14 protein-coding genes and 1 pseudogene are annotated in these 12472 nt (G+C 45.3%); 14 read left to right on the forward strand and 1 reads right to left on the reverse strand.

The window, feature by feature from the left end; translation table 11 throughout:
- From L4C36_RS15180 to L4C36_RS15245, 14 genes and pseudogenes are all read left to right on the forward strand, one after another.
- Positions 1-350, forward strand: a pseudogene (locus L4C36_RS15180) (hypothetical protein); the annotation flags it as partial.
- A 130-nt stretch (positions 351-480) separates the two neighbouring features.
- Complete coding sequence (locus L4C36_RS15185) at positions 481-1002, forward strand: hypothetical protein (RefSeq protein ID WP_428478649.1); 522 nt, start codon at positions 481-483, stop codon at positions 1000-1002.
- A gap of 86 nt (positions 1003-1088) precedes the next feature.
- Positions 1089-1604, forward strand: a complete 516-nt coding sequence (locus L4C36_RS15190; RefSeq protein WP_428478650.1) for a GNAT family N-acetyltransferase — start codon at positions 1089-1091, stop codon at positions 1602-1604.
- Between the two features lie 7 nt (positions 1605-1611).
- The gene (locus tag L4C36_RS15195) at positions 1612-2112 is read left to right on the forward strand and encodes a DUF2306 domain-containing protein (RefSeq protein ID WP_428478651.1); all 501 of its coding nucleotides are present in this window, start codon (positions 1612-1614) and stop codon (positions 2110-2112) included.
- 118 nt (positions 2113-2230) lie between these two features.
- A complete protein-coding gene (locus L4C36_RS15200) occupies positions 2231-2788 on the forward strand; it encodes a pyridoxamine 5'-phosphate oxidase family protein (protein ID WP_428478652.1) in 558 nt (185 codons plus the stop codon).
- A gap of 420 nt (positions 2789-3208) precedes the next feature.
- Positions 3209-4351, forward strand: coding sequence for an iron-containing alcohol dehydrogenase (locus L4C36_RS15205; RefSeq protein WP_428478653.1), 1143 nt, complete (start codon positions 3209-3211; stop codon positions 4349-4351).
- 143 nt (positions 4352-4494) lie between these two features.
- Entirely contained in the window at positions 4495-5031 is a 537-nt protein-coding gene (locus L4C36_RS15210; protein ID WP_428478654.1) for a hypothetical protein, read from the forward strand.
- A gap of 389 nt (positions 5032-5420) precedes the next feature.
- Complete coding sequence (locus tag L4C36_RS15215; RefSeq protein WP_428478655.1) at positions 5421-5942, forward strand: hypothetical protein; 522 nt, start codon at positions 5421-5423, stop codon at positions 5940-5942.
- Between the two features lie 153 nt (positions 5943-6095).
- Positions 6096-6752 (forward strand): glutathione S-transferase family protein, encoded by a 657-nt coding sequence (locus L4C36_RS15220; protein WP_428478656.1) that lies wholly within the window; start codon positions 6096-6098, stop codon positions 6750-6752.
- 327 nt (positions 6753-7079) lie between these two features.
- On the forward strand, positions 7080-9671 hold the full coding sequence (locus L4C36_RS15225) for a family 20 glycosylhydrolase (protein ID WP_428478657.1): 2592 nt from the start codon (positions 7080-7082) through the stop codon (positions 9669-9671).
- 182 nt (positions 9672-9853) lie between these two features.
- Positions 9854-10348: a metal-dependent hydrolase gene (locus tag L4C36_RS15230; protein ID WP_428478658.1), complete on the forward strand. Its 495-nt coding sequence runs from the start codon at positions 9854-9856 to the stop codon at positions 10346-10348.
- Positions 10349-10459: 111 nt separating this feature from the next.
- Positions 10460-10939, forward strand: coding sequence for a pyrimidine dimer DNA glycosylase/endonuclease V (locus L4C36_RS15235; RefSeq protein WP_428478659.1), 480 nt, complete (start codon positions 10460-10462; stop codon positions 10937-10939).
- Positions 10940-11020: 81 nt separating this feature from the next.
- Positions 11021-11536 (forward strand): GNAT family N-acetyltransferase, encoded by a 516-nt coding sequence (locus tag L4C36_RS15240; protein ID WP_428478660.1) that lies wholly within the window; start codon positions 11021-11023, stop codon positions 11534-11536.
- A 43-nt stretch (positions 11537-11579) separates the two neighbouring features.
- The gene (locus tag L4C36_RS15245) at positions 11580-11855 is read left to right on the forward strand and encodes a hypothetical protein (protein ID WP_428478661.1); all 276 of its coding nucleotides are present in this window, start codon (positions 11580-11582) and stop codon (positions 11853-11855) included.
- Positions 11856-11873: 18 nt separating this feature from the next.
- On the opposite strand, the gene L4C36_RS15250 is transcribed toward L4C36_RS15245, so the two are convergent.
- Positions 11874-12371 carry a hypothetical protein gene (locus L4C36_RS15250; RefSeq protein WP_428478662.1) on the reverse strand — a complete coding sequence of 166 codons (498 nt, stop codon included), beginning with the start codon at positions 12369-12371 and terminating at the stop codon, positions 11874-11876.
- Positions 12372-12472: the final 101 nt, after the last annotated feature.

Below are 12472 nucleotides of genomic sequence, written 5' to 3' on the forward strand. Positions count from 1 at the left end.
TATTGTTGATTTGTCGAATATTTTTAAAACTAGGTATTTTAAAAAATACTTATCGTCTTTTTCTTTTAAGTTCAGATCTAGGTAAAGGCTCTAGATTGTACAATTCTGGCGAATTTCGTGCAGCTTTTGATGTGCTTGCGAAGTATGAAAATACTGAAATAGGTGATGAACTTGTTTCAGCTGCTTTAGCAGAAATTAAGTACTACTTAGCCCTCATGTATTATTACGGTCAAGGTGTGAATAAAGATGTGCACGTTGCCAATTCTTTGTTTTCAGAATCAGCTTATCTTGGTAGTGAAAATGCTATGAAATATGTCGCATCCAAAAAAGAAGACCGAGATCAAAATTGAACATAACAATTGCTTCCAGTGTGACGCTGGATTTGATCCGTTTTCGTGTTGATTTGCTGCGCTCAAACAATAACACAAAACCCACTTTGTATTCGGGGAAGCTTAAGCGGGTGTTATATTAAGGGGAAGTATGCTTATTCTTAACATTTCTGATGATGATTTGACGTACAAGCAATCTAAGTGGTTGTTAGAGTATGCTCGAGTAGTCGGGTGCGATCGCTTTAGTTTTGATATTGAAATTAAAGAAAACGATGTTGCGATAAAATATCAACATAGTTTACTTGAGCAACTTCAGCCGTTTAGTTTAGGTTCAGAAAATGCGGAAATTATTGTAACGTACAATAGAGAACCAAGTATTCGCCGTCAAAATATGTGGGCTCTAACTAACGAAAGTATTCAAATTATATTAAAACATATGGGGAGAAACTTGTTGGATAACATGCTGGCTGAGAATGAAGGTATTTCTGGTTGGCGAATCTACAAAAAGAATGAGAAAAAAGTACATGTTAGTGCTGTATATGGGTTTGACTATTTTTTCTTTGTCGAACCTCCTAGTGGGCTTATTAATCGCTTGGGTGACTCGGCAAAGTTTGCTCTTATAACAAATAAAAATAATGGTGTTGCGGAGCCAAAACTCAATCCCGAGTGTTGAACAAGCTCGACGCTTCTTTATAGGGTAAATTGTGCGATCTGGTTTGAATGGGAGTCCATGTCATTCGTTATATGAATAAGGATGTTATGCAACAGTCAATTGAAAGTAATCGATTATTATTGAGGCCGTTTTCTCCTAATGACGCAGAGCGTGTTGCAGAATTAGCAGGTGATGAAGTTATCGCAGAAATGACGGCAAACATTCCTCACCCTTATGCCGTATCAGATGCTGAAAGTTGGATTGGCACTCATGAAGCGTTATTTTTGAGTGGGAAAGGCGTTGTTTTTGCCATTGTGCTAAAAGAGAGTTTTGAGCTAATTGGCGCTATCAGTTTCCCGAAACTAGATAATGGTTTGGGTGTTCTTGGTTACTGGTTAGGTGTTTCTTTCTGGGGTAACGGATACGCAACAGAGGCATCTAAAGCTCTGATTTCCTTTTCAAAGGAACATTACGGATTAACAACATTGCAAGTAATGCATCTTGTTGAAAACGAGCGCTCAAGGTCAGTCATTGAAAAGCTGGGTGCAAAATACGTCGGCAATGAGATAAATCGCATGCAAGGTCGAGTTCGTGAGGTTTGCATGTATCTGTCTGAGGTGTAAAACTTAAATGGATTTTTTCTATCAAAGTCCGCTAGGTGCAATACATAGCCTATGTGCCTTAATTGCATTTATTTCAGGGTTTATTGTTTTACGTAATACTAAAGGGACGCTTTTTCATAAGAAAATAGGATATGTTTACGGGATCTCAATGATCTTATTGAATTTATCAGCAATCCCAATTACCAACTTATTTAATGGTATGGGATTTTTTCACCTATTTATCCTTATGAGTTTGCCGACCGTATTAGTGGGTTTGTATCTTCCTATATTTGGTCGTCATCATACAAATTGGTTAAATAATCATTTTGATTGCATGTGTTACAGTTATATTGGTCTTATAACAGCGGCTTTTGCTGAAATAATAATTCGAATGCCGTTAACACGAGTGGTTGATAGTATGACTCAGTATGTCATCGCTGTTTTTGTAATAAGTGGTTTGATAGGTTTGGTTGGGTGTTTATTTATAAATAGATATAAAGTTAAAATCCAGCGAAGAGATAATAATTAAGGTGTTGCCTCGCTAAATTTATTATGCGCTACATATCAAGTTTGGTCGCACCGGATGAGAAGGCGCCTAACTCATTCGTTATGCCTTTTCTGGAAAATCAACACGGAGGGTAATCGCTTTGGGCAAACAATTTTCAACGTTATCAGATAAACATATCGCGTTTATCGAAAAGCAAAAAATCTATTTTGTTGGGACGGCTGCTGAGTGTGGTCGGGTGAACCTGTCACCCAAAGGTGGGGATTCTTTAAGAGTCATTAACTCGAAGCAAATAGCGTGGTTGAACCTAACAGGAAGTGGTAATGAGTCAGCTTCACATGTTATTCAAAACCCACGAATGACAGTGATGTTCTGTGCATTTGAGGGTTCTCCGTTAATCCTTCGCGCGTATGGGGAGGCAAAAGTATTATATTCTAAAGACGAAGGATGGGAGGTGCACTCATCCCTGTTTCCGGCCAGTGTTTCAGCTAGACAAATCTTTGTTTTAGATATCGATTTGGTTCAGTCATCATGCGGAATGTCCGTCCCATATTTTTCCTTTGAGGGTGACCGTGATGATTTGGCTAAATGGTCAGAAAAGCAAGGAAAAGAGGGGATAGAGCAATACTGGCTGAAGAAAAATCAAAAAAGTATCGATGGTTTTGAAACTGAAATTGCAAAACGCTCGGGCTTGGACTGACAGCAGCGTCAACTAGAAAGAAAGGCCATCATGATTGGTCATTAGAGATCGTTGTCGGCAAGGCGTGTGTACGCAGTGCGTAATAACACATTACACCTGCGCATGATGCAGAGAATTACATTCGTGATCTAACGAACATGGCGATTTTGGGGTTCTTATGACGGATAAAACACATTAGCGGTAATCACTCACATTAGTTATGGGTATTTTGTGATTTGATGCGATTTACACAGAGAAAAGTTGTCTGTGACGTTTCTATTTGATGCGTCTTTTTATAGATTGCTAACCTCGACCGAATTAAAAGGTATTGATGACCATTGGATAGCCGCTGGATAAAAACACAAACGAAAAGGCGCTCATTAATATCGAATAACGCTTTCACAGTTATACCTAATTTATTATTAACTTTTGGAGTGTTTTATGAATAAGTTTAAAATCCCCAACAACATCGCCTTTGGTGAAGGTGCGTTACAGGAATTGGCCAATATTCAAGGCCGCCGAGCCGTGATCGTCACGGGTGGCAGTTCGATGAAGCGCTTTGGTTTTATTGATCAAGTACAAGCGATGTTAAGCCAAGCCGATATTGAATCTCGCGTATTTGATGGTGTAGAGCCCAACCCTTCGGTTGAGACCGTCGAAAAGGGCGCGCAACTCATGCAGGAATTTGAGCCGGATTGGATTGTGGCGATTGGCGGTGGTTCTGCATTGGATGCGGCAAAAATCATGTGGTGCTTCTATGAGCATCCTGAACTGACACTGGACGATATTTTGCCTGTTGGCGCTATGCCTGCGCTTCGCAATAAAGCCAAGTTTATCGCGATCCCTTCTACCAGCGGGACGGCATCAGAAATTACGGCGTTCTCTGTGATCACCGATCTGAAAGCGCATGTGAAATACCCGATTGTGTCTGAACATATCGTGCCAGACATTGCGATTATCGACCCTGCGTTACCGGCAAAAATGCCTGCCCATATTACCGCGAATACTGGCATGGATGTGATGGCACATGCACTGGAAGCGTTTGTTTCTATTGCCGCGAATGATTATTCGGATCCGCTGGCGATGCGATCAACGAAGTTGGTGTTTGAAAACCTCGCCACGGTGTATGAAAACGGCGACGATATGGTTGGGCGTGACAACATGCACAATGCTTCAACCCTGGCGGGCATGGCATTTTCCAATGTGTCGCTTGGCTTAGTGCACTCTTTAGCCCACAAAATTGGCGGGGAATTTGGAGTCACCCATGGTTTGGCCAATGCGATTTTGTTGCCGTACATTGTGAAATACAACAAGCAGTTTACGGATAAATACGCCGAGATGGAGCACTACTTAGGTATTGCCTCGTTGGAAGATGCGATTTTGACCCTCAACCATCAATTGAATATCCCTGTCGCGTTTAAAGATATTGATGAAGTGACGATCACGGAAGACGCTTTTCTTGCTGTGTTGGATCGCATGAGTGACAATGCGTTCAATGATCCTTGCACCTTGACCAACCCAGGCGCACCATCGCCAGAAAGTGTCAAAGCCATTTATACCCAAGCTTACTACGGTCAGATTTGATCGATTAAGTTTCACTTTTTGGTTATTATTTTAAATAAGCCTGCGAGTGACATCGCAGGCTTTTAATTTTGCGCTTCTCTTTTGTGTATGGATATATTGCGGAATTTAGGCTGATATTTGAATGTAAATCAAGGATCGAGATCATGAAGTTATACCATCGTGTGCCAAAAATACTGAAATATGACTCGTTAATGCCGTTGAATAAATTAGAGCATATAGAGAAAGCATTGTTTGATGAAAATAATTGGAAATATTTACATCGACTTGAGCTTAAGAAAAAAGTTATCCCTTATCTGAATTGTCTGTGGAATGATGTGATTCATATGACACCGGTACACCCATCGCAAATCAAGTCAGCGTTGGAATCGAGAGGGCTGTATTATGACAGTCGTACCAAGTGGTTTGAAATATGCCCTGAGACGTGTGGATTGACATCAGAAAATAGCGTGATCTTTCACTATTCATCTACCATTTCGTCGTGCATTGATGCGAACGACGAGGAATTTACACGATTTGCCCCCCACAAGTTGCAGGGGCTGGGTGAGCTCAGGCAAGAGGTGTTGGATTACTATGCCGCATGTAAAACATCGAACCAACACCCGATGACCTTTCATAAGGTGCCCCATGTACAGTTCAAAGGGGAGTTGCCGATCACGACCTTAAAGGTGATTGAGGTTTGATGGTGACGTCGTTTTTCAGGGGATAGGCAACGCCTTTGAACACTGCCGATCAATGCAATAGGAAAAAATCGGTTATGCGGTCTAGATTGAAATAAAACACTTTTCACTCTTTTTTCATGGATATTTTTTAGAACCACATTTGCTTTCCAAGATCAACGCGTTGCATAGGTCGTGATAGCCATAGATACTGATAATACATTCAATAAAGTGTATGTGCTGCAAAACTGCATTCAACATCTTTATATCAATAGCACCTTTTTCTCTGGGGTTCTTTTACCGGAACACCATATGTTTATTTTGTTATTTATTGAATTGATTTCTATATTTATAGATAGTGCTATTTGTTTTGGTATTGTGGATATGAGCAATACTTTTCAAAGGAATTGAAAATGAAAAAAACACTCAGTCTATTATTGCTTCTTTGCGCCTCTTGGAGTGCGTATGCCGATGTTAGCAAAGCTGACGGTTGGCATTCAAATAATATGCAATTTCAAGGCAATGACATGCTGACTATTTTGAATAATAATTCGATAGAAGGCTCATCATTACAACTGGTGTTTGATAAAAAACCGAACCAATGCTTAAGTTCACTCTCTATTGTATTTGGTGGTTATGAAAATGAAGCTTTTACCCGCCACGATCTCAATTGTGTTGTCGAATCGGGTCGAGGTGATACACAGTATTCAGAGACATTTATGTGCTCAGGTATTGGCTCTGAAGACAATGGCATACTGCTGTTTAATTTAATCTTGGATGACGACAGCAAAGCCCGATTGTTTGCGGGGATCGAAGGAAAAGATGCGCTGAGTTTTCATGTGGTTGAAGCGGAACTGCGAGAGGTGTTTGACATGGTGAACGCCCCGCAATTTTTCGAGCAAGGTCTTTCGTTTTGTACTGAAAATAATGCATAAATGCTGACACGAAATTGAAGGGGAGCAGCGGTAAAACCCAATAATTCGTAATTGTCCGTCTTTTACTCATAGGTTCATTGCCTGCCTCCTTGTCATTATGGATACTGTCTTCTGGTAACGAACACCATAACGACTCTGGGCAAGGAATGAACCGTGTATCAATTGTATTACTACCCGAATAATGCCAGCTTGGCCCCGCATTTTTTGTTGCACCACATGCAGCAGCCTTATGATCTGATTCTGGTCGACAAAAAAGCCAATGGGCAGAAGTCACCGGATTACCTACGATTGAATCCTGCTGGGCGTATTCCTACTTTGGTCGTGAACGATCAGCCCATTTTTGAAAGTGCTGCTATTTGTATTCACTTGTGTGAATCCCATCCTGAGTTTGGTCTGATCCCGCCACTTGGCCACCCCACACGGCCATTGTTCTTTCAATGGCTCGCCTATTTAAATAACACCCTGCAAGCCGAGCTTATGGTGCGTTATTACCCACATCGCCATACGAACGATGAAAGCGGGATCCCCAGTGTGGTGGCGGCACAAGATGATCGCATCGGTGAGGCGCTGTCGGTGATCAATGATCAATTGGCGCAGCAACCATATTTGCTTGGGCAAGACCTCAGTGCCTGTGACTACTTCTTGTTTATGTTGGCGGAGTGGTGTTTACCGGTGAAGCGCTCGCCGCTGACGTTCCCGCATTTAGCCGCTTATTTACAACGCTTGTGTACGCTTCCTACCATTCAAACCGTGTGTGAGGCTGAAGGCATGGATCTTACGCCGTTTATCGCGTACGCAGCGGAGGCGTAATAACGTACAGTGCGACGGTATCGCTCTGCAGTGTGATAATGCGGTGTGAGTATGTGCTCTGCTGCGTGCTATCGTCGCGCACCCATGCGCTAAGAGAGGGGGCATCCTCTTTGGGTTGACCTCTATTCCGTGAGTGATTTAATTTTACACTCGAAATAAACTGTGATCGGTTAATAAACAACCTGCAATTGTTAAAACTGTCATTCCCTTATTTGGTGTATTCAATTCCAATATAGCCCGCCACTCTAATGGGAATGACTAAAGATATTCCCTGTAGGCCGTCTCTGCTTTACCTTTATTTTAGTTTATAAAATAAAGGGGAACGCAATGAAATGGAAAACAACAGCCCTTGCGCTGGCGGTCGGCGCACTGTGCTCATCATCGGTATTTGCCTTGCCACAACAGGCACTTAACCAGTTTGGTAATGATGTCGACTTGACATACACCGTGATGGATAACACTCAGGACGAGTGGCGTACCTTCCGTGCAAAAATCTCACTGAACAACCAAGGTGCCACAGCATTGCCGGCTACGGGTTGGTCTATTTGGTTCAGTCATATTCGTGAAGTCCCTACCGTGTTTAGTGATCAGTTTACGATCACCCATGTGAATGGTGACATCTTTAAACTTGAGCCAACCGCTGCCTTTGCCGGTCTACCGGCTGGCCAAGCATTGGACGTCGAGTTTGATGGCGCAAACTGGCAGGTGGCCAAATCAGACGTCATGCCAAACTGGTATTTTGTGTCTGAGCACGAAGGCCTTGCGGTATCCGCTCTGATCAAGAGTACTAGCAATAGCATTGATGGCAAAGTGCCTGTGTTACCGGAAGCTGAATTGCCGTTTGTGGCTGACTTTGCGGATGCGAAACAGTGGAAACGTTACGATGCACCCAGCCTGACGGATGCATACGACCCGTTTACGGCTGAGCAGCGTTTTGAACGCAATGCCTCGCTATCGAAAATCGAGGATGTGGTAGGTGTTGTGCCTGCGCCGACACAAATGACGGTCGGCGAAGGCGCTGTGGCGTTAGATGCAGATTGGGTGATCGTCTATGACGCGGGTTATGAAGAAGAAGCCGCTTATTTAGGTGAGCAACTGGGTCTGACCGTGGCACCGTGGTCTCCAACGTCAGCCAAAGTGATCAAAGTGGGCTGGGGTCAAGTTTCGCTGAACAGCCGTTCAGTCTGGGCGGACGCATACAAACTGACGGTGGATGCGGCACAGGGCAACATCAAAATCGCGGCGGTTGATGCTGCCGGTGCGTTCTATGCTGTACAGTCGCTGCTGCAATTGGTGGATAACGGTAACGTGCCTGCGGTACAAATTACCGATGCACCGCGTTTTGAATACCGTGGGTTCTCGCTAGACGCATCTCGTAACTTCCGTGACAGAGAAACCGTTCTACGTCTGCTGGATCAAATGGCGCGCTTTAAGCTGAATAAACTGCACTTGCGTTTGGCAGATGATGAAGGCTGGCGTATCGAAATGGCCTCACTGCCTGAATTAACAGAAGTGGGCTCACGCCGTTGTCACGATCCGGAAGAGCGCACGTGTTTGCTGCCTTTCTTGGGCGCGGGCCCAGATGGCACCGCCGATTCTGACGGATTCTATACCGCGCAAGAGTACCGTGAAATTTTGACCTACGCGGCTGAGCGTAATATCGAAGTGATCCCAGAGCTCGACATGCCGGGCCATGCCCATGCAGCCGTGAAAGCGATGGAAGCCCGTTACCACCGTTTGATGGACGCGGGTAAGCAAGCAGAAGCGGAAGAGTTCCTATTGACTGACTTTGAAGACAAGTCAGATTACCTGTCAGTTCAGTTGTTTACCGACAACGCCATGAACGTGTGTATGGAATCAACCTTTAGCTTTGTTGATCAGGTTGTCGGTGAATTAGCGGCGCTGCACCAAGGCGTTCAACCCCTGAAAACCTTCCATTTTGGTGGCGATGAAGTCGCAGGAGCATGGAAAAACTCACCGGCGTGTGATGCGTTCTTTGCCAACAATGACAAAGGGATCACTTCGCCAGACCAACTTAGCCAGTACTTTGTTGAGCGTGTGGCGGCCATTACGGCAAACCACGGTTTGAACCTGGGTGGCTGGGAAGATGGCTTGATGCACAACGGTAAAGTGTACCCGCGTGCGAACATGGCTAATGCCGCCGTTACTGGTAACGCCTGGCAGAATATTTGGGAGTGGGGGGTTGCTGACCGCGCCTATAACATGGCCAACAATGGCTTCAAGGTGATTTATAACCACGCGACACACTTCTACTTTGACCACCCGTATGAGCCGGATCCGAACGAGCGTGGCTACTACTGGGCACCGCGTTACACCGATACGCGTAAAACCTTCAGCTACATGCCGGATGACGTGTTTGCCAATGCTGACTTCACCCGCGCCGGTGCGCCGATCACCAAAGAAGAAGTGGTCGCTTCTGCAGGTGTGAAGAAGCTAGAGCGTCCTGAAAATGTGGCGGGTTTGCAAAGCTCATTGTGGGCAGAAACCGTACGTACCAGCGAGCAGTTTGAAGGTATGGTGTTCCCGCGTATTATCGCAATGGCAGAGCGTGCATGGCATACCGCGGCATGGGAAGCGAACGATGCACAGGCGAAGCCTGCGGATGACGCAGCACGTGATGCCGATTACAACCGCTTTGCTAACTTGTTGGGTCAGCATGTGTTTGCTGACTTAGAAGTTGAAGGCATTGATTTCAACCTACCGGTACCAGGTGCCAAAGTCGTTGACGGCGTACTGCATGCTAACTCAGCATTCCCCGGTCTCGCGATTGAATACTCGCAAGATAATGGCACCAGTTGGCAGGTCTTTGATGCAGCGAACCCACCGGCTGTCGCGGGTAACGTGTTGCTCCGTACTGCTTCTGGCGAGCGCGCAAGCCGTACCACCTCGGTACAGTAATGTAAGTGTGAATAATCGGATTACATAACCTAAGACCCAGCGTTTATCGCTGGGTCTTTTTTTAGGGCTTTTTTATGTCATTAACGTGAGGCGTGTCGGTGAGTTGATATTGATAATTTACACAGATGTTGTGCGCCACCTAGGCTCAATGCCTGCGACATTCAGGACACAAAGGAAATGATATGCCATTTACACCGATCCACATGGGGCCAGCATTGATCGTAAAAGCGGCTGCCGGCACGGCTTTTTCGTTAACCGTCTTTGGTTGGTCTCAGATCGTGATGGACATTCAGCCACTCGTTGTGATTTTGACCCAAGAAGGGGATTTACACGGTATTTCCCATACGTTGCTGGGCGCGTTAATACTTGGCTTGTTCGCTGCCGTAACCGGGAAATACCTCAGTACATGGGGATTGATACTGATTAAGTGGCGACGGTATTTGCCTATTCGCTGGAAAACCGCGTTCATCAGTGCCTATATTGGGACCTTCAGCCATGTATTGCTTGATAGCATCATGCATGTGGATGTGTCACCGTTTGCCCCGTTCAGTGCAGCAAACCCTTTATATGGTTTGATATCCATATCGTGGCTACATACGCTGTGTTTCAGTACGGGCATGCTGGGTGCCGTGGTGTTTGTTGGACGTGAAATGTGGGTGCAACGGGCGCACAAATAGATCACGTGTATCAAGATAAGTGCCATTAAGCAGTTTGGTCGCCAGTCATCGCAACGAGTGTCTGCTGCGTATAAGCCTCTACAGTGAGAGACTTAACGAGGAAGCAACGCGATGAACATTTTTATTCTGGATGATGACATTCAAACCTGCGCGCAAGCGCATTGCGACCAACATGTCGTTAAAATGATTTTGGAAAGCGTACAGTTACTTTGTACTGCATTGAATAAAAAAGGGTTTGAGACCCCGTACAAATCGACCCATCCTAAACACCCCTGTGTGCTGTGGGTGGAAGCCTCTTACGATAATTTTCTTTGGTTGCGTGATCTTGCTTTGGCGCTAAACGATGAATACAAATACCGCTATAACAAACAGGGAGATCATAAATCTATCGCCGTATTGGCTGAGATTGCAGACTGCCGGTTTCCATCGCACGGTTTGACGCCGTTTGCCCAAGCCATGCCGGATGAATATAAAGTCGACGGCGATCCGATCACGGCTTACCGCCGGTTTTATCTCGGGGATAAGTCTGCTTTTGCCAAATGGACTAAACGCTCGCCTCCGCCGTGGTATAGCCAAGCCCAGTCTGCGTGATATATCCCCCCCCACCATTGTCTTTAGGCATTATAAAATCAGCAATATAAGTGAAATGGAGAAATAAGGAGAGTAGGGAAAATGCGTATCGAAATGGAATTTATCCCCGTCGATCTTAAACAGCAGCTTGAGCGCTGTTTGGCATTCAGGAAAGACGCGTATGCCGTCAGTTATGGCCATCTTGAAGGATTCGACCCGAAGGAAACAAATGCGTGGTTTGAACGGCTAGCCGACAATGAAACAGCGGGTTTTTTTCATGTTGTGATTGAGGACGAGCTTGTCGGGCAGCTCGAATTTAAAGGGGATCTTGATGATGAGAACGGTGAGCGGTTCGGCTATATCAATTTGGTGTATCTGACAGCGCCTTATCGCAATCAAGGATTAGGTAAACTATTGCTGGCGTACATCTTTGAAAACTTTCATCGGCATGGTTGCCGGTACGCTTTGTTGCGGTATGCCCCGGCCAATATCCCAGCTCGCACATTTTACCGTAAGCACGGCTGGCTGGATGTGGGGGCCCCCAACGCACGTGGCCAGTTAGCAAGAAAAACGTTGGTTAATGACATGACCGTGGAGAGGGGCGATGACAAAGGATGAGAAAAAGGCGCTCCCTCGGTGGCGCGGGAGGTATTGGCTAGGCATGACAGTGATTGCGGGTGTGCAGACGTACTTGAGTTTTCTGTTGCATACCGATCAAATCAGTATGGTGCCACTGCAATGGGCCATTGCACCGTTTTATCTGCCGCTGTACATCGTGCTATTGCTGATCAGTGGCAGTGTAGAGTGGCTTACTGGCTGGTCAATTGGCCCGACGGGCATGGGATACGTACAAGATGAAGTCTGGTGGTTCGGTATCGTTATTATGATGTGGGTTAATCATGGCATCGTGCGTGTGTTTGCGCGCTGGCGTAGATGATAGAGGTCGCTATGCTCATTAATCCACCTGACTGACCGAGATCGTTTCTATTCTTGCTAATAGTTGGGTCGCCAATGCTGTTTGTGATCGGGTTAAGGGGGGATTCACATACGCGGTTAACGCGTGTGTCAGTGATTGTTTCATGACGGTAAGCTGCTCAAACTGATCGCCACTCAAATCTGTGAAGACGATACCTTCTAGTTCTCCTAACCACTTTTCATATTCTACTGGCGAAGAGGCAAGCATTGTCAGTGTGACTTCAGTATGGTGCGTTAATGCCGTGATCAACAAAGGGGATACTTCCCCTGAGACTGCGCCATCGCGTTTTTTCCATATCGCTATCAGTGTCGTTATTTCCGGAATAATGTCGTCTTTTGATGCCGTTGCTAAGTGGTGGTCAATCACAGTGTAGTGGGTTTGCATCCAATCAAGCTGCAAGTTGGCAGGGATAGGCGTTGCATTCAACATCGCGCTGAAAAAGAGACTCGTAGCAATAAAAAGAGGGCGTATAAGCATCGTTTCGGCGTCCTGGCTGTGATTATCATCGTTGCACGATAAATGATGAGAAATGCAGACGATATCGGAATGATGAAAGGAGTCAAATCCTAGCGAAATAC

The organism is Photobacterium japonica, from assembly GCF_050337005.1.
GTDB lineage: Bacteria > Pseudomonadota > Gammaproteobacteria > Enterobacterales > Vibrionaceae > Photobacterium > Photobacterium japonica.